A 17,742-nucleotide genomic window follows, 5' to 3' on the forward strand; every position below is an offset into this window, starting at 1 on the left:
AGGTCAGATCACACAGGTCAGCTGCGGCGGGTCAGCCGCAGTGGGGCACGAAGGCGGGGTCCGCGGGACCGCTGCGGCCGAGTGCGTTGAGCACCCACTGGGCGACGACCGGATCGTTGGGGCTCTGGTCGTGTTCGAAGGCGTCCAGGGGGCAGCGGTCCTGGAGCGTGACGTTGGTGACCTGCTTCGCCGGTCCGCTGAGGAAGGCGCTGGTGTACGGGGTAACGACCTCGTCGTGCTTGGTGGTGATCACGGTGTAGTCGGGGCCCGACACCGTGTCCCCCTTCGCATTGAGGTGGGTCAGGAAGGGCGAGCCGACCATCTGATCGGTACAGGCGTCGCAGCCGGCGTACCCGGTCGGGATGGTCAGGGGATTGGTCGTGCCGTGGTTCGAGGGGACGATTCCCACCAGTTCGTCGACCTTGGTGGCACCGCCGAGGAAGTCGAGGTAGTAGCGGGGCATCATCCCGCCCTGGCTGTGACCGACCAGATCGACCTTTTTGGCGCCGGTCGCGCCGAGCACCGAGTCGACGAACGTGTCGAGTTCCTGGGCCGAATCGGCGATGTGAGCGGTGGCGTTGTTGCCGTAGTTCAGTGCGAAGACGCAGTATCCGGCGTCCTTGATCTGCGGCGACAGGATCGACCAGTTCTTGGCCATGTCCTCGAAGGTGCCGTGGACCAGCACGACGGGATAGGGGTGCGCGGCGGACGGCTTGCACGTCCAGTCGTTCGCGCCGGGCGGCGAGATGCTGTCGGCCTGGGCGGGGCCGGCGGCGACACCGAAGAAGGCGCAGGTGGCCACTATCAAGGCCAGGGGGAGGGTCCTCAGACGCATGCCGTTCCTTTCGCGGACCGCGCAGGCGGAGCCCGCGTGGCCACCGAGTGCCGAGGGCGCACGGGAGCCTGGAAGCGGCGGCTCGGCTCCCTGCGCACTGACGACAACTGTGTCCCCTGTTCGGCAATGTCGAACAGTAAGCGGGATTCTGGATTCCGGTTACTGAGGCGTCAACCCTTTGGCCACCCATTGAGGCACTGAACACACACTGAACACACAGCCCGCTCGGTGGGCCCCGCCACCATGCCGGCGGCGTCCAGACCGCAGGCCGCAGGCCGCAGACCGTAGCCCCCAGCCCGCAGAGCGCACCACGCCAGCCGCCTGGCCCGCAGGCCGAGCCGCCGTGCGCCCGGCGGGTCGCTCATGCGTATCCCCCCGTCGTGTCGCGACACGGTTGCCAAGCGGTTTCACCCGCCGTTTCCCCCGTCCATCAACGGCGTGCCATGGTGACTGGTATGGCGATGGAAGCGGACCTGGCCGTACTCGTCGGACTGCAGGCGTCAGGGAAGTCGACCTTCTACGAGCGGTGTCTGTCAGGCCGGTACGCGCTGGTCAGCAAGGACCTGTTCCCGCGGGGCGCCCGCAACAAGCAGCAGCGACAGATGCGGCTGGTGCACGAGCACCTGGCCGCCGGGCGGTCGCTGGCGGTGGACAACACCAACCCCTCGCCGAAGGAGTGGCACCCGCTGGTGGAACTGGCCCACGCCCGCGGTGCCACGGTGACGGCGTACTGGTTCCCGCCGGACGTGGCCGGCTCACTGCGGCGCAACGCCGCCCGCCAGGGGCGCGACCGCGTTCCGGACGTCGGCGTCCTGGGAACGCTGAACAAACTCCGCAGGCCATTGCCGTCGGACGGCTTCGACGCGGTGCGAGAGGTGCGCCTCGACGGCCGAGGCGGCTTCGAAGTGCGGCCTGCACCGAGCTGGCTACCACGACGTTCTCCAGGAACAAGATGGCTCGACCACCGCGCGTCAGGTTCGGCATGACAAGGCAATCCGCGGTCCCGGCCACGGTGCCGTCAGCGTCGGCCACCAGGACGGTCCGTCCCTGCTGCCTCGATATGGCGGTCCAGAGGGCATCTACGGACACGTCGGACAACGGATCGTCGTTCGGGTTGAGTTCACGGTAGAGAGTCAGCAGCGCTGTCAGGTCCGCTTTGCCTGCTTTGCGTACGGTGATCGGCATGCGCCGAGCCTAGGAGAGGCCAAGCTCCACGTCGCAGCAGCCGGCTCCTCATCAAAGGGCTTTGTCGCCTTTGCGTCGCCCTGTGGCGTGGGTGTACCGGCACGGGGCTTTGCCTGGCGTCACCCGGCGCCCCCGGCAGCCGATATATCCCTGAGTGTCCAATTTTCGCAAGGTAGTCGTTGTGCTCCTGATGTGGCCCGTTATGTACCGGTCCGCGCCAGTAGCACCCGCTCGCCGTTCAGCCCGCGTCCATCCGCAGGGCGTCCAACGCCACTGCGATGGGCTGGAGTTGGAGTCGCGCAGAGCCGCTCCGGCGCCGCGGGGGGGCAGACTGCCCGAAGTGTGAGGCGTGAGGTGTGAGGTGTGAGGTGATAAGCGTGGGCTTCGTAGTCGATGGCCCGCCCCGGCCCTCCGGTGATCTCCTCTGTCGCGCCGCCGTGCTCTCTCGCCTGCTCCCTCTCTCGCGCGAAATGTGTGCAAAGTGTGCAGCACGGTCAGCTGGGGCGAGGTGCAGTGATCACGCCTCCGAGCTGCGATTGTGAGGGAATCGGAGTCATTAGTTTTGCCAATGTTTACCTGGAGGACACCATAGTTGGGCCTACTGAGGCCGAACTTGTTCAGACAAAGTCGTTCGGGCAAGTGTTCACCCCCCACGTGCCTCCCCCGTGTGGCCCCGCATGAACCCCTCAAACCTCTGTGCGTACCCCTGGAGAGTCCGTGACCGTGTTCCAATCGAGGACCGCCGTCCTCACCGGCGTCCTCGCCACCGCAGCCACGCTTACCCTCAGCGCCTGTGGCGCGGCCCCCGACGAGTCGACCGCCGACGGCGGAAAGAGCGCGGCGACCGCGACCACGGCCGAGGCCTTCGGTGGCATCAACGCCCTGGCCGCGGCGGCCAAGAAGGAGGGCACGCTGCATGCGATCGCGCTGCCCCGCGACTGGGCCAACTACGGCGCCCTGATCGACGGCTTCAAGAAGAAGTACGGCATCAAGGTCGAGGTCGAGAACCCGAACGGCGCCAGCGAGGACGAGATCAGCGCGGTCAGCTCCCGCAAGGACCAGGCCAACGCGCCCGACGTCCTCGACCTGGGCAGCTCCTTCGCGCAGAGCGCCGCCCAGCGGGGGCTGCTCGCGCCGTACATGGTCGCCGGTTTCGCTGACATCCCCGATGTCCAGAGGGACTCGATCGGCCGCTGGGCCAACGACTACGGCGGCTACATCTCCTTCGGCTGCAATGCCAAGCGTGTGCAGACCTGCCCGACCAGCTTCAAGGACCTGCTCCAGCCGCAGTACAAGGGGAAGGTCGGGCTCAACGGCGACCCCAAGAAGTCGGGTTCCGCGTTCGGCGCCGTGTACGCGGCCGCCCTCGCCAACGGCGGCTCCTTCGACGACATCCAGCCCGGCATTGACTTCTTCGCCAAGCTGAAGAAAAACGGCATTTACACGCCCGTCGAATCCACCCCGGCCAGCGTCGCGAAGGGCCGGACGCCGATCAGCATCGACTGGGACTACCTCAACGCCGGGTACACCGACGAGTTCAAGTCCAAGGGCCTCGACTGGAAGGTCACGGTTCCCACGGACGGCAAGTTCTCCCAGTACTACTCGCAGGCCATCAACAAGAATGCGCCGCACCCCGCGGCCGCGCGTCTCTGGCTGGAGTACCTCTACAGCACCGAGGGCCAGAACCTCAGGCTCAAGGGATACGCCCGCCCGGCTCTGATGATCGCCATGAAGAAGGCCGGCACGCTCGACAAGGCCGCTGCGGCGAAGCTGCCGAAGGTCTCCGGCACGCCGAGCTTCCCGACCGAGACCCAGCAGAGCAATGCGAAGGACCTCATCGCCCAGCTCTGGGACTGAGGCCCAGCTCTGGGACTGAGTCCGCTTCCGGATGACCGCGACTCGCACGTGACCGCGACTCGCACGCGGGCCGACGTGGTGCCCGCCGCTTCCCCTCAGCGGCGGCACCGCCCGGCCGGCCGGCTCGACCCCCCACCACCCCCCACGGCGCGCCCATCAGCGCCGAGCCGCACCGACGACAGCGGCTGGCGCGCGTCCTGCCGTCCTTTCCTGGGCTCCGAGCCTCGGCAGTTGATGCGGTCCTTCGCGATGAAGCCCTTGGCGGCTGACCAGTCGCCGCTGTTGGCGTAGCACACGCCCCGCGGTGTCGCCCGTCCACACGTAGCGCCACAATCCGGCGATTGCGGAAGGCGGTTCGGCTCTGCCGTCCAGCCGCCGCGACTGAGTACGCAAGCAGCGACTCGTGTTCTGAGCTGGTGGTGTTCGTCGGTGGCCCTGGTCAGCGGCGCCCATTGGAGTTTCGGCTGAGGGAATCCGGCCTCCATGGTGGGGAAAGCACATTGCGGAGAAGGGGGTTGGCGCATTGGATTGTCAAGGTCAAGATCAAGGTCGAGATCACAGGCCAAGACGGCGGGATGGTTGCCTTGGAGCCCCGGTCGTCGAATCGGCGCTGCCCCGGACCGGTACAGGAGGAAGCGAATGGCATCCCTGCTCGACGGCTGTACGCCCTGGCCCGAGGAGTTCGTCGACCGCTATTGGGCGGCCGGCCACTGGCGTGGGAATACGCTGGACAACCTGCTGCGCAGCTGGGCCCTGCAGTACGGCCCGCGGACCGCGGTCGTGCACGGCGGCACCCGCCTCACGTACGCGAACCTCAACCGGCGCGTGGACCGTATGGCCGCCGGATTCCGGCTGCGCGGCCTCCGGCCCGGCGGGCGGGTCGTCGTCCAGCTACCGAACGTTCCCGAGTTCGTCATCACCGTCTTTGCGCTGATGCGCGTCGGTGCGATTCCCGTGCTCTGCCCGGTCTCGCACCGCGCGTCCGAGGTCTCCCCTGTCGTGCGGGTCGCAGAGGCCGTCGGCTACGTCGGCCCCTCGACGTACCAGGGCTTCGATCACAAGGCGATGGCCGCGGACATCGCGGCCCAAGGTCCCTTCCTCCGGCGGGTGTTCACCTTCGAGGCGCCGGGCGCCTCGTCCCCGTGCGGCGGCCTTTCGACCGACCCGTCAGGCTGCCACTACTTCCCGCTGGACTCCATCGACGCCCCGCCCGAGCGGGCGCATGCGCGGAGCGCCGACCAGGTGGCGTTCTTCCTGGTCTCCGGCGGTGCCATCGCGGAGTCGTCGGTGGTCGTGCCGCCGAGGCTCGTTCCGCGTACCCATAACGACTACGCCTACCAGGCGCGGGCCGCCGCCGAGCTGGTGTCGCTCACTGAGAACGACGTGTATCTCGCCGCGCTGCCCGCCGCGTTCAACTTCACCTTCGGCTGCCCCGGCATCGTCGGCACCCTCTCCGTCGGCGGCACGGTCGTCCTGGTCGAGAACCCCGAACCCGCCGAATGCTTCCCGGTCATCGAGGGGGAGCGGGTCACCCTCATGTCGCTGGCGCCTGCCGTGGCCCGGCACTGGATCGACGAACTTCCCGCCGCCCAGGCGGAGTTGAGCAGTCTGCGTCTCGTGCAGATCGGTGGCACGCCGTTGCATCGGGCGACCGCCGAACGGATGGGCCCCGAGGGCTGTCGCCTGCAGCAGGTCTTCGACAGGGCTGAGGGGCTGATCACTCTCACCCCGCCCGCCGCTCCGGACGATCCCGTGCTCACCACGCAGGGCCGCCCGCTCTCACCCGACGACGAGATCCGCATCGTCGACGTCGACGGCAAGGACGTACCCGACGGGGAGTTGGGCGAACTCCTCGTCCGCGGTCCGTATACCCTGCGGGGCTACTACCGGGCGCCCGACCACAACGCACGCTCCTTCACCACCGACGGCTACTTCCGTACCGGCGACCTCGCGCGGCGCACCCCGGAGGGCGATCTGGTGGTGACCGGCCGCCTCGAGGACGTCCCGCGGCAGGCTGACTACGAAGCAGGCTGACTACGAAGATCCGTCCGGCCTGTGACGGGCCGGGTCGGCCCAGGAGCGACGCTGCCTTCACGGTCCCGCTGTGAACCTCAACGACCGCACCCGGTTCGAGCAGGTCAGGGCCGATTCGCGGGTGCGCGTCCTCAGCGTCGCGGGCGAGTGCTTCGCGGCTCGACGAGACGGTCGCCGGACAGGAGCGTGCCGGCCTGCTTGATCTGCTGAACCAGAGGAGAGACTTCCATGCTCTGGACTCCGGGCATGGACCCGATACGGTCCGAAGTGAATTCGAAGAGTTCGTCGAGATCCCGGCAGTGCGCGACGGCATGGATGTTGTACGGCCCGGAGACGGCCGCGGCGAAGGCGATCTCGGGTTCCTGGGCAAGCGCGCGTCCGACGCTCTTGACCGCCGACGGATGCACCAGGAGCCACAGATTCGCCCGAGCGTGATAGCCCAGTGCTGCCGCGGCGATCTCCACATCTATATGGACGACGCGGCGCAGGAGGAGGGACTGAAGGCGGCGCGATGCGCGCCCAGGGGTGAGGTCCGCCGCTGCGGCGAGCTCGACAAGACTGGCGCGACCGTCCGCGGCGAGGAGGTCGAGCAACCTTTCGTCCTCTGGGGAGAGGTGCACGGGATCGTGAGTGACAACCGGGGATTCCGTAAAAGGGGCGCCGTCATTCCCGAGGATCGATTCCTGATGGGGAGTCAGCGTGCCGCGTAGAGCGGCCCAGTAGTGGCCTCGGCCTCCGACGAACTGACGGAGTATTGCGGACGCATTGATGTCGATCACGGCTGCGGTGCGTGGAAGTCGGTGACCGAGTAGGTCTTCGCGCTGTTCCCGAGTGCGGGATCGGACCGCGCAGGTGATTTTGGAGTCCGCGGCGAGGGCTACCCAGCTGACATCGTCGCGTTTCGCGAGTGCGTCGGCGATCGCGACAGCGCTGCCGGGGCGGCAGCCCAGTCGGACCAGCCACTTGCTCTGTCCCAACGCCCCGGGATCGACGACGCCGGCGACACGGATGATGCCATCGGCGCGCAGCCGACGATAACGGCGGCTGACAGCGCCTTCGGTGAGGCCGAGCGCGGCCGCGATCGAGGCGAAGGAGGCCCGCGGAGCGACCTGGAGTGCGCGAATGACACGCACATCGTCGGGCTGCACAGCGGCGGATTCCGTCATGAATGCTCTTGTCACGCGGGTGATCGTACAAATCTGCGCCCTGGACGTGCCCTGAAGACGGCGTAGCGGAAAGACTCGAAAGCGCGTCAGGAAGAAGCCCGGCAGCTCGATCTGAGCTGAACAGACCGTTCTATGAAGGGAGATGACGCGAAGTGTCATCAACTCCCGCGGACCGGCACACGCCGACCGCTCTGATTGTCGGGGCGTCGCGCGGTCTCGGCCACGCGATGGCGGCCGAATTTTTCGACAGAGGATGGAACGTCATCGGCACGGTCCGAGACACCACTGCTCGAACGCTGTTGCACGAACTCGCGGACCGCTCCGACGGACGCGTCTCCGTCGAGCATCTCGACATCAACGAGCCGACTCAATTGGCCCCCCTGCATGAGCGTCTCGCGCACCGAGAACTCGAGGTGCTGTTCGTGAACGCAGGGACCACGAACCATGAGCAGACGCCGATCGGTGCGGTTCCGACCGCCGATTTCGTTGAGGTGATGGTCACCAACGCGCTCAGCCCCATGCGCGTCATCGAAACACTGGAAGACCTCGTGTCTCCGACCGGACTCATCGGGGCGATGTCCTCCGGGCAAGGCAGCATCACGAACAACACGACCGGCTTGCGCGAGGTCTACCGGGGCAGCAAAGCGGCCCTGAACATGTTCATGCGTAGCTTTTCGGCCCGACAGTCCGAGACCCAGCGCGCATTCGTGCTCATGGCGCCTGGCTGGGTCCGCACGGCGCTAGGGGGGCCAGAAGCACCACTCACCCTCGAGGAGAGCGTCCCGCAGGTGGTGGACGTTCTGCTGTCGAGGCTGGGGAAGCCTGGTCTCGAGTATCTGGATCGTTGGGGTCGGACCGTACCGTGGTGAATGAACCCTGCTGCCGGCTGAGCGCCGGTCATACCTGGAGGGCCATGTGCGGTGCGATGAGTGAGCAGTCGGGGTCGGCGTGCCGCGGGCGAGGCGCTCAGTGGCGGTAGGCGGCGCGGGGCGAGGCGCTCAGTCGCGGTAGGCGGCGCCGGCGATCTGGCGGAATGAGCGGATCAGTGGATTCGTGTCGCCTGCGCTCCATGCCACCACGACGCGACTCGGTGGCATGTCGATCAGCGGCACCACCGTGAGCCCCTTCACCGGCGCGTGATCCAGCAGAGTCATGCCGACCGTGCCGTTCCAGAGAACCGCTTGTTGGCATTCCTGCACCGCGCGCACCACCGGACCCTCGCGAGGCTCCCCGCCGTTCCAATACGACTGCCAGTCGGGGTCGGTGCCCTCCGGGAACCGAAACCAGCGGCGGTCGGCGAGATCGGCCAGCCGCAGGCTGTCGCGGCGGGCCAGCGGATCGTCGGCGCGCAGCAGGGCTCCCACCGGGTCGGCACGCAGCTCGTACACGGTCAGCCCGGTCTCCTCGAACGGCCCGCGGGTCAGGGCGACGTCGACCACTCCGGCGTGCAGCCCGCAGGTGGGGTCGGTCAGGTCCGCGTCGCGGATGCGCACCTCGACGCGCGGGTGCCGTCGGTGGTAGGCGCGGGCCAGCCGGGTGGCGCCCGGGTCGCTGCCGTTGCCCAGGATGCCGACGGTCAGGGTGGCGGTGCCGGCCGCCGCGGCCACGCGCACACGTACCCGGTCGGCCTGGTCGAGCAGGGCGCGCGCCTCATCGAGCAGAACCGCCCCGGCCGGGGTGAGCGTGACACCGGCGGACGACCGGTCGAACAACGGGGCACCGACTTCGGTCTCCAGCTGCTTGATCGCCCGGCTCAGGGGCGGCTGGGTCATGTGCAGCCGCACGGCGGCCCGGCCGAAGTGGAGTTCCTCTGCGACCGCCACGAAATAGCGCAGCGTACGTAGCTCCATGGTGCGACGATACCCGGACGGTATCGAGCTCACAGAAGGGGACTTGGACAGTCCCAGGACCCTGGCTGTGGGATCGAAGCATGACTGAGGAACCGAAGACCAGCGAGCCCATCACCGCCCCCGCCGTATCGGTGGTCGGCCCGGCCGACGGAGAGACGATCTTCCTGGGCACCACACGCCTGCGCGTTCTCGAAGACGGCAGCAACACCGGTCACCGTCTCGGAATCGCCGAGTCCGTCCTCGCGCCGCACACGCCCGGACCACCACAGCACCGTCACGCCCAGCACGACGAGGGCTTCTACATCATCTCCGGCACCGTGCGGTTCACCGTCGGGGAGAAGGACTACGACGCGACGGCCGGCACGCTCGTGATGGTCCCGCCCGGAGCCCCGCACACCTTCGCCAACGTGACCGACCAACCCGCCGTCATGCTCAGTACGTTCACACCAGACCTCTACGTGCAGTACTTCCGGGACCTGCGGGACATGATCGCCAGCGGCCAGGCACTGACCCTCCAAGCCAACATCGAAGCGATGAGCCGCTACGCCACCGAGCCCGCCACCGACTTCGCCTGACGGGCGCTGCTCACCCTGCTGAGCCTGCCTGTATGAAAATGGATGCCATTGCCAAAAAGGGTGCGCGGGACGAGGGCTCGGGTGTGGTTGAGGCCGGCACCTGCGTGTGGTGAGCTGAAGGGTGTGGTCGTTGACGGGACTGCGAGGGGCTGCCTGCTGGGGTCCGGACCGGTTGGGGCCACTGCTGCGGTTCCCGTGCCGCTCGTGAGGCTGAGGGCATGAGGGCATGAGGGCATCGCGGGGCTGAAGGCGTCACACGGAGGGCAGCGCGATGACTGAAGCCGCTTCTTCGCCCGAGGATCTCGTACGGGCCCTTCGCGCGGCCGGTATCAGGGATGAACGTCTCCTTGAGGTTGTTCACGCAACGCCTCGGGCGGCGTTCGTCCCTCTCGGTCATCAGGAGTATGCCTACGAGGACGTACCCATCGTGATCGCTCACGGTCAGGTGACCACGCAGCCCTCGCTCTCCGCGATGATGATCGAGGGTCTTGAGATGAGCGGGGACGCCCACGTCCTTGAGGTGGGTACCGGCCTCGGCTTCCAGACCGCACTGCTCGCCCGGTTGGCCGGCGATGTCGTGACCATCGAGATGTGGCCGGAGCTCGCACATCAGGCACGGCGCAACCTCGATGGTCAGGGCATCGGCAATGTTGAACTGCGCATCGGTGACGGCAGCGGCGGGGTGCCGGACCGTGCTCCGTACGACGCGGTCATCGTCTCCGCAGCGTTCCCGGAGGTCCCGTCGCCGCTGGTCGAGCAACTGCGTTGCGGCGGCCGCCTCGTGCAGCCCATCGGGCCGGGTGGTCGTGAGCAGGTGGTGTCTTTCGTACGCACTGCGACCGGCCTGGAACGCCGTAGGGTCCTCACGCCCGCCCATTTCGTCCGTCTGCGCGGACGGTACGGCTTCTCCTCCTGAGCCTCGCGGACGGCGCAGCAGCGGACGGTGTTGCGTCGGTTGCTGTGGGGGGTGACAGCTCAATGGTTGACGTCTCAATGGTTGACGTCGGCGAGTGGTCAGAGGCTGATGAGCAGGTGGTCGAGTGGGGCGGGTGTGTGGTGGGGGTCGAGGGCTTCGATGAGGAGGCGGCCGTAGCGGATTTTGCGGCCCTTTTTCGTGCCGAGGAAGCGCCGCAACTGCTGTTGTGGGGTGCGGTCTTGCTGCGCGGGCTGACGTAGGAACGTTTGCAGGGCGCGCAGGTCGCCCTCGGCCCGGACGAGCTCTTCCACCCGTGTCACGCCCAGTGCGCGGATGAGTTCGTCTTCCAGATCCGCTGCGCAGACGAAGAACGTTTGCTGCGTTGACTGGACCGCCTGTTGTGGTGCCTGGACCGCCTGTTGTGTTGCCTGGGTGTGTTCCAGGGCGCGGGCGTAGTAGCGGCGCTCCGCTTCGTCGCACAGTCCCGTCAGGCGTAGGCCCAGACCTGGTGGCCCGAGGAGGCGGGCGTAACGCCCGACGTTCATGGCACCACCCATCGGCAGTACGCAGACCCCTTCGGCTGCCAGGTCCCGGCCGCGGCCGGCGGCCAGTGCGTTGATTGCCGCGGCGTCGCTGGGCCCTTCGAGCAGGACAGCTGCCCGGACAGGCAGTTGCGCCGCCAGATCGCGCGCCAAGTCACCCGGGCCGCCGGCCACCCACGCGGTGACTGCTTCCCGGAACGACGCCATATCAGCCATGGGACGAGTCTGCGCTGCTTCCGGCCTTCACGGTAGGGATTTTCCGTCAGTGGGTCGGTAGTGGGTCGGTAGTGGGCGATCGACAGTAAGTCACCTGTGACGTACGCCATGCGCACGGGCGTCGGGGCGGTGCCGGGCCTGGGAGCCCACTTGGCACCAACAACGGATGTGTACGGGTGGGTAATTGCGTGGACCTCTGCGTGCGTGCGCGTCTAGGGTGGGCGGGCGCCCGTGATCGTAGAGAGGAGGCGAGAGCGATGCTCATCACCACAGCTGTTGTGCGCTCCCGCCCCGTCCGTCGGGCGTCAAGGGTCTGATTCGGGAGCGCGTCACTTCGCGTCACTTTCCCGAAGGATCGCTTCACATGACTGAACTGGTCATCCGTCCGCTGGTCGCGGGCGAGACCCCCTTGTTCGCTTCGCTGCCCGACCGGGGCTTGGTCGGCCGCGCCGTCCTCGGTGATGCCTACGGCATGATTGCCGACGGCGGCGAGTACCGGCCCGAGTGGACCTGGGTCGCCCTGCGCGACGGCGTTGTGGTCGCCCGTGCCGCCTGGTGGGCCAAGCCCGGGGACGAAAAGCCCATCGCCCTTGATTGGTTCGACTTCACCGACGCCGAGGCCGCGGTCCAACTGCTGCGCGCCGCACCGCTTCACGCCGAGTACAGCCTGCTGCTGCCGCCGGGCTGGCGCGAGAAGCCTGACGTACGGGCGGCAGCCGAAGCCCGGATGGCGGCAGCCCAGGCGGCCGGCCTTCACAAGCTGGTCGAGCGCTACCGCTACAGCTGGACCGTGGACTGTGCGCTCCCTGAGCGCACCGGGCGCCTGGAGTACCGGCCGGAGCCGGACGACGATGTCATCCGCAGCGTGGTGCGCCGGGTCCAGGAAGGCTCGTTGGACGCCCATGACCGGCACGACATCGAAAAGTACGGCAGGGACGGGGCCGTCGAGGAGTTTTTGCGAATCCTCACCTGGATGCCTTCGCCGCGGAGCTGGTGGCGCTTGGCCTACACCCCGGCCGGCGAACTGGCAGGCTTCCACGTCCCTGCGCACAACCCCTCAGGCCCGTGCATCGGCTTCATCGGTGTCCTGCCTGAGCAGCGCGGAAACGGCTATGCCTACGACTTGTTGGTGGAGTGCACCCACGATCTGGTGGCGCGGGGCGCGACGCGCATCGCGGCCGCCACCGACCAGACGAACCTGCCGATGGCGGCACACTTCGCGAGGGTGGGCTACCCGGTCAGCGAGGAGCGCATCGACTTCGTCTGAGCGGACGGGACTTCACGGCGGGCCGCCGCCGGTGCACGGGGGCGGCCGGCCCGCCGTGGGTCAACTGCCGGGAGGCGCCCAGGAGGTGGACCAGCCAGAAGGTCTCGTGCAACTGCCCCGAGGAAGCCTGCGAGGGAGGCCTTGAGGAGTCCTGGGAGGAAGCCCCCCGGGGGGCCCGCGAGGGAGACCCTGAGGAAGCCCACGAAGGAGCCCCCGAGGAAGCCCCCAAGGAAGCCTGCGAGCAAGCCCCGACGAACGCCCCAGTCAAAGCCGTAAGTTTCCTCAACTCCGCTCACAGCAAAACGGATTGATCCCCTCCAGCACCTCGATCCGCCTCCGATCAGCAGGTATGTTCCCGGCCCCGCTCCACCGCACCCGGCCGCCGCCACCGCACCCGTAAATAAATTCGATCATGGCGCGTTCTTTCGGTGTTAGCTTGAGCCGGTGCAGTCGGATGACTGCCGCTTTATACCCATGGAGGCTGATATGGAAGAGCAGAACGAGCTGTCGACCGTGGAGCCGTACGCAGCCCCGATGCTGGTCGAGGTCGGCGAGTTCAACGAGGACACGCTGGGCTTCATCGGCTGGGGCAAGGACATCTTCGGCCACTACGGCGGCTGACCGTCCCTCTGGCTGTCGGCAGCTGACTGGCAATCACCAGCTGGTTCGGCAGCTGGCTGAGCATCACCAGCTGATTCGACGGCTGACTGGTAGGAGTAAGCACAGATGACCGGTGCTGGGTTCGTGGTCCTCCCGGATACGGCGTCCACGGAAGAGGTTCGTGCGCAGGTGCCCTGGTCGGCGCCCCAGGTGTACTCGCATGCCTCTGGACGCCCGTGGCTGGTGGGCAGGTGGCTGCCTGACGCACTACAGGTGGCCACGGCGGGCCCGGTGCAGGTGGCGGTGATCGGGATCTGCCCGGTCACCGCCACGCGGTTGTCCCAACTCACCGCACGCATCCGCAGCATCGCCGACGTCGACGCCTTCGCCGCAGCACTCCCGGGCTCCTGCCACGTTGTCGCCTCGGTCGACGGACAGACCCGCGTACAAGGCAGCATCACCGGACTACACCGGATCTACCACACCCACCTCAACGGCCTGCCCATCGCCGCCGACCGTGCCGATGCGCTGGCCGCGATGACCGGCGCCGGAATCGACGAACGCGCCCTGGCCCTACGCGTGGCCTGCGGCGGACTCGTTCCCCCGCCCCTGAGCGACGCACCCCTGTGGTCAGGCATTTCCGCGTTGCCCCCGGACCACTACCTGGTGCTGCAAGAGCGGCAGACACGTACGGTCCGCTGGTGGCAGCCACCCATCCCGGACCTCTCCCTCGCCGCCGGTGCCACAGCCGTTCGCGAGGCCCTGCAGACCGCCCTCGCCGACCGCAGGCCCACCACAGGCCGGCTGAGCAGCGACCTGTCCGGCGGCATGGACTCCACCTCGCTGTGCTTCCTCGCCGCTCGTACCACCCCCGACCTGCTCACCTTCCGGTGGGGCGAGGCCGAGGCAGGCAACGACGACGCCGCCTTCGCCGCCCACTCCGTCGACGCCCTCGACCAGGCCGAACACCTCGTCATACCCCCCGCCGACCTCCCGGCCCTCTTCACCGACCCGGCCAGCTGCACCGACACCGAAGAGCCCTACCCCTTCGTCCGTACCGCCGCGCGCACCCGCCACACCGCACAGCTGCTGGCCGACCGACAAGCCCACCACCACCTGGCCGGACACGGCGGCGATGAGCTCTTCACCCCCTTCCCCGGCTACCTGCACCCCCTGCTGCGCCGCCGCCCCGTCACCGCGCTGCGGCACGTCCGCGGCTACGCTGCCCTCAAACGCTGGCCGCTGCTGCACACCCTGGCCGCCCTGACCCACCCCGGCACCCAGGCATCGTGGTGGCGCGCCCAGGCCGACCACCTCACCGACCCACCGTCGCGCGAACGCCGCCCCAGCCTCGGTTGGGGCCTGTGGCCGCTACGCGCCCCCACCTGGGTCACCCCCGAGGCCATCGAGACCGCCCGCGAGGCCCTCCGCCACACCGCAACCCACGCCGAGCCCCTCTCCACGGACCTCGGCCAGCACCAAACCCTCCTCGCCATACGCACCAGCGCCCCCTGGTACCGGCTGCTGGCCCGCCCGTTCGTCGACGCCGGCGTCCAACTCGACTCGCCGTTCTTCGACGACCGCGTCGTCGAGGCCGTCCTACGGGTCCGCACCCATGAACACGCCGGCCCCTGGCACTACAAACCCCTCCTCGCCCGGGCCATGCGCGGCATCGTCCCGGCCACCGTGCTGGGCCGCGCCACCAAGGGCGAGTTCAGCGATGAGGCCAACACCGGCCTCCGCCGCAACATCCCCACCCTGCTGACGCTCTTCGACGACTCGGCCCTGGCCGCCCACGGCCTGATCAACCCCGCCGAACTGCGCCGCCAACTCCTGGCCCCCCAGGCGACCAACGCCATGAACATCGCCCTGGAACCCCTCATCGGCTGCGAAACCTGGCTCCGCGCAGCCACCCAACCCACGCCCAACTGACCCACGCCCAACTGGCCCACGCCCGACTGAACCACTCCCAACTGCCCCACGCCCACCCCATCCCACCCTCGCCCGCCCGACCCACACCCGCCCAAAGGACGACCGACAGCCATGCACCTGCACCCTGACGTGGTCTGCACCGACACCGACGACGGCACCGTGCTGCTCAACCAACGCACCGGCCGCTACTGGCAACTCAACACCACCGGCGCCGAGGTACTGCGCCAACTCCTCGACGGCCGCACCCCCCAGGCCATCGCCGCCGACCTCGCCACCCGGCACCACATCGACCCCGCCCGCGCCGAACAGGACGTCACCGCCGTCCTCACCCAGCTGCGCACCGCCGACCTGGTGACCACATGAGCCTCCCCGTCGCCCTGACCGAACGGCCCCGCCTCCCTCTGCACCGCCGTCCCGTACCTCTCCTGGCCGTTGCCGTGGCCCGCCTCCTGGCCAAGACCAAACCCGCCCGCCTGCGCCGCATCCTGGAATTCGCCCGCCGCGGCGCCCCACCGGCCACCGCCGACCACACCCTCGCCGCCCGCGAAGCGGTCGTCTCGGTCAGCCTGCGCTGCGCCGGCCAGGGCTGTCTGCAACGCTCCATCGCCACCGCCCTGCTCTGCCGCCTGCGCGGCACCTGGCCCACCTGGTGCACCGGCGTACGCACCCACCCCTTCGCCGCCCATGCCTGGGTCGAAGCCGAAGGCAACCCCATCGGCGAACCCCATCCCAAGGGCCACTTCAAACCCCTGATCTCCATCCCACCCCTCTCGGGGCAGGGGAAGGACTGAGCAAAGGCACCGAGCAGGCAGGCGGATGGCCCCACGACAACCCCACTACCGAACGGCACGGAGCGGCCGGCCGAGCGCGGTCCGTCAACGACACCGGCGGGCGTTGAGCCGGGCGGCCCGGCGCGTCAGGTGGTCGCGTTCGGCGAGGTTGGGTGCCTGGCGGGCCGCCTCGGCGTACAGCCGTGCCGCCGTCGCCAGGTCGCCGTCGCGCTCGTAGAGGTAGGCCGCCACCGCGGTGTGGCGGGGCAGTGAGTCGTCCAGTTCCGCGAGCGCCGCCAGCCCGGCGCGCGGTCCGTCGGCCTCGCCGACGGCCACCGCGCGGTTGAGCCGGACGACCGGGCTGTCCGTCAGGCGCACGAGCTCGTCGTACCACTCGACGATCTGGACCCAGTCGGTTTCCTCGGCGGTGGGCGCGTCGGCGTGGAGTGCCGCGATGGCGGCCTGGGCCTGGAACTCGCCCAGCCGGTCGCGCACGAGGGCCGCCTGCAGGATCGCGACGCCCTCGGCGATCAATTCGGTGTCCCACCGGCTTCGATCCTGCTCGGCGAGCGGGACCAGGCTGCCGTCCGAGGCGGTCCGGGCGGCGCGCCGGGCGTGGTGCAGCAGCATGAGGGCGAGCAGCCCCGCGACCTCGGGATGGTCGATCTGGGCCGCGAGCTGCCGGGTGAGCCGGATGGCCTCGGCGGCGAGGTCGACGTCGCCGGAGTAGCCCTCGTTGAAGACCAGGTAGAGGACGCGCAGCACGGTGGCGACGTCGCCGGGCTGGTCGAACCTTCCCCGAGCTCTCGGCTTCGCTCCAGCAGGGGAGACCCCAACGCCGGAGACGGTGCGCTTGGCGCGGCTGATGCGCTGCGCCATGGTCGCCTCGGGCACCAGGTAGGCCTGGGCGATCTGGCGGGTGGTCAGCCCGCCGACCGCGCGCAGCGTGAGCGCGACCGCGGACGACGGGGTCAGCGAAGGGTGGGCGCAGAGGAAGTAGAGCTGGAGCGTGTCGTCCACCCCGGACGCGGGGCCGGGCGCCGGCTCCTCGTCGACGCGCTCCTCCCGCCGGCGGCGGGCGGCGTCCGCGCGGGTCGCGTCGAGGAACTTGCGCCAGGCCACGGTGACCAGCCAGCCCTTGGGATCCCGCGGCTGCTCGGCCGGCCAGACACGGACCGCCTCGACCAGCGCGTCCTGCACGGCGTCCTCGGCCGCCGCGAAGTCGGCTCCGCGGCGGACGAGGACGGCGAGCACGCTCGGGGTGAGGCTCCTGAGCAGGGCCTCGTCCATGTGAGACACCTGAGAGGTCACTCCGTGATGGTGGGCGGCGCGGTCAGGAACGGGCGCACCTCGAGCCATTCGTGGATCGGCTTCCCGCCCGCCCCAGGAGCGGCCGACAGCTCCCCGGCCAGCTCGACGGCCCTCTCGTCACTGTCGACGTCGATCACCATCCAGCCGGCGATGAGGTCCTTGGTCTCGGCGAACGGGCCGTCCGTGACCGGCGGGCGCCCCTCACCGTCGTACCGGACCCACATCCCCTCCGGGGCGAGCGCCTGACCGTCGACGAACTCGCCGGTCTTCTCCAGCCGGTCCGCGAAGTCCTGCATGTACTGCACATGCGCCGAAATCTCCTCCGGCGTCCACCGCTCCATGGGTACGTCGTTCACCGCAGCCGGGGCGCCGCGGTAGTGCTTGAGCAGCAAGTACTTGGCCATCGTGTCTCTCCTCGGTGCTGATGCGACCCATTGTGGTCGCCTTCACCCCGGGGACGGAGCCCGTCACGCGTTCTCGACATCATCGACCGAATTTTTTTGGCCCGCGTGGAAGAGCCTGAACTGAATCAACGGAATGCCACGCACTCATCACTGTGTGTGGTTGTTGGTGTGAGTCTTGGTGTGCTCGGAAAGGGCGGCCGGTGGCCGCCGCCCGGGGTCGCCGGTCGCACCCGACGGCGTGGTGCCCTCGGACCGACGAGTTGTCTGGAGTGGAGGCCAGGC

General features: G+C 68.8%; 16 protein-coding genes and 1 pseudogene. 11 read left to right on the plus strand and 6 right to left on the minus strand.

Features of this window, described 5'->3' with window-relative positions; all coding sequences use genetic code 11:
- Window positions 1-31 precede the first annotated feature (31 nt).
- Entirely contained in the window at window positions 32-835 is an 804-nt protein-coding gene (locus ACFV1J_RS01485; protein WP_385855155.1) for an alpha/beta fold hydrolase, read from the minus strand.
- A gap of 455 nt (window positions 836-1,290) precedes the next feature.
- Here ACFV1J_RS01485 and ACFV1J_RS01490 point away from each other — a divergent pair, with 455 nt between their 5' ends.
- The 3 genes from ACFV1J_RS01490 to ACFV1J_RS01500 all read left to right on the plus strand — a co-directional run bounded on the left by ACFV1J_RS01490 (window position 1,291) and on the right by ACFV1J_RS01500 (window position 5,911).
- On the plus strand, window positions 1,291-1,821 hold the full coding sequence (locus tag ACFV1J_RS01490; protein ID WP_385855156.1) for an AAA family ATPase: 531 nt from the start codon (window positions 1,291-1,293) through the stop codon (window positions 1,819-1,821).
- Window positions 1,822-2,737: 916 nt separating this feature from the next.
- The gene (locus ACFV1J_RS01495; RefSeq protein ID WP_385855157.1) at window positions 2,738-3,877 is read left to right on the plus strand and encodes an ABC transporter substrate-binding protein; all 1,140 of its coding nucleotides are present in this window, start codon (window positions 2,738-2,740) and stop codon (window positions 3,875-3,877) included.
- 639 nt (window positions 3,878-4,516) lie between these two features.
- Window positions 4,517-5,911 (plus strand): (2,3-dihydroxybenzoyl)adenylate synthase, encoded by a 1,395-nt coding sequence (locus ACFV1J_RS01500; RefSeq protein WP_385855158.1) that lies wholly within the window; start codon window positions 4,517-4,519, stop codon window positions 5,909-5,911.
- Between the two features lie 131 nt (window positions 5,912-6,042).
- On the opposite strand, the gene ACFV1J_RS01505 is transcribed toward ACFV1J_RS01500, so the two are convergent.
- Complete coding sequence (locus tag ACFV1J_RS01505; protein WP_385855159.1) at window positions 6,043-7,077, minus strand: Lrp/AsnC family transcriptional regulator; 1,035 nt, start codon at window positions 7,075-7,077, stop codon at window positions 6,043-6,045.
- A 152-nt stretch (window positions 7,078-7,229) separates the two neighbouring features.
- On the opposite strand from ACFV1J_RS01505, the gene ACFV1J_RS01510 reads away from it, so the two are divergent.
- Entirely contained in the window at window positions 7,230-7,946 is a 717-nt protein-coding gene (locus ACFV1J_RS01510; protein ID WP_385855160.1) for an SDR family NAD(P)-dependent oxidoreductase, read from the plus strand.
- 129 nt (window positions 7,947-8,075) lie between these two features.
- Here ACFV1J_RS01510 and ACFV1J_RS01515 read toward each other — a convergent pair whose 3' ends face one another.
- Entirely contained in the window at window positions 8,076-8,927 is an 852-nt protein-coding gene (locus ACFV1J_RS01515; RefSeq protein ID WP_385855161.1) for a LysR substrate-binding domain-containing protein, read from the minus strand.
- 80 nt (window positions 8,928-9,007) lie between these two features.
- Here ACFV1J_RS01515 and ACFV1J_RS01520 point away from each other — a divergent pair, with 80 nt between their 5' ends.
- Both ACFV1J_RS01520 and ACFV1J_RS01525 read left to right on the plus strand, forming a co-directional pair.
- On the plus strand, window positions 9,008-9,502 hold the full coding sequence (locus ACFV1J_RS01520) for a cupin domain-containing protein (RefSeq protein WP_385855162.1): 495 nt from the start codon (window positions 9,008-9,010) through the stop codon (window positions 9,500-9,502).
- Window positions 9,503-9,773: 271 nt separating this feature from the next.
- Entirely contained in the window at window positions 9,774-10,418 is a 645-nt protein-coding gene (locus ACFV1J_RS01525) for a protein-L-isoaspartate(D-aspartate) O-methyltransferase (protein ID WP_385855163.1), read from the plus strand.
- Window positions 10,419-10,516: 98 nt separating this feature from the next.
- Here the strand turns inward: ACFV1J_RS01525 and ACFV1J_RS01530 are convergent, their stop codons facing one another.
- Window positions 10,517-11,176, minus strand: a complete 660-nt coding sequence (locus tag ACFV1J_RS01530; RefSeq protein WP_385855164.1) for a TOPRIM nucleotidyl transferase/hydrolase domain-containing protein — start codon at window positions 11,174-11,176, stop codon at window positions 10,517-10,519.
- Between the two features lie 364 nt (window positions 11,177-11,540).
- On the opposite strand from ACFV1J_RS01530, the gene ACFV1J_RS01535 reads away from it, so the two are divergent.
- The 5 genes and pseudogenes from ACFV1J_RS01535 (at window position 11,541) to ACFV1J_RS01555 (ending at window position 15,766) form a co-directional block, all read left to right on the plus strand.
- Window positions 11,541-12,443, plus strand: coding sequence for a GNAT family N-acetyltransferase (locus ACFV1J_RS01535; RefSeq protein ID WP_385855165.1), 903 nt, complete (start codon window positions 11,541-11,543; stop codon window positions 12,441-12,443).
- A gap of 486 nt (window positions 12,444-12,929) precedes the next feature.
- A complete protein-coding gene (locus tag ACFV1J_RS01540) occupies window positions 12,930-13,064 on the plus strand; it encodes a lasso RiPP family leader peptide-containing protein (protein WP_018090024.1) in 135 nt (44 codons plus the stop codon).
- Window positions 13,065-13,169: 105 nt separating this feature from the next.
- Window positions 13,170-15,103 (plus strand): annotated as a pseudogene (locus tag ACFV1J_RS01545) (lasso peptide isopeptide bond-forming cyclase).
- Window positions 15,087-15,338, plus strand: coding sequence for a lasso peptide biosynthesis PqqD family chaperone (locus tag ACFV1J_RS01550; protein WP_385855166.1), 252 nt, complete (start codon window positions 15,087-15,089; stop codon window positions 15,336-15,338). Before ACFV1J_RS01545 ends, ACFV1J_RS01550 begins: the two are co-directional and overlap by 17 nt.
- Window positions 15,335-15,766, plus strand: coding sequence for a lasso peptide biosynthesis B2 protein (locus ACFV1J_RS01555; RefSeq protein ID WP_385855167.1), 432 nt, complete (start codon window positions 15,335-15,337; stop codon window positions 15,764-15,766). Before ACFV1J_RS01550 ends, ACFV1J_RS01555 begins: the two co-directional genes overlap by 4 nt.
- An 84-nt stretch (window positions 15,767-15,850) precedes the next feature.
- Here ACFV1J_RS01555 and ACFV1J_RS01560 read toward each other — a convergent pair whose 3' ends face one another.
- Window positions 15,851-17,035 (minus strand): RNA polymerase sigma factor, encoded by a 1,185-nt coding sequence (locus ACFV1J_RS01560; RefSeq protein ID WP_385855168.1) that lies wholly within the window; start codon window positions 17,033-17,035, stop codon window positions 15,851-15,853.
- Between the two features lie 17 nt (window positions 17,036-17,052).
- Window positions 17,053-17,460 (minus strand): YciI family protein, encoded by a 408-nt coding sequence (locus ACFV1J_RS01565; RefSeq protein ID WP_385855169.1) that lies wholly within the window; start codon window positions 17,458-17,460, stop codon window positions 17,053-17,055.
- Between the last annotated feature and the right edge of the window lie 282 nt (window positions 17,461-17,742).

Origin of the sequence: Streptomyces sp. NPDC059649, from assembly GCF_042734445.1 — a bacterium.
Classification (GTDB): Bacteria; Actinomycetota; Actinomycetes; order Streptomycetales; family Streptomycetaceae; genus Streptomyces.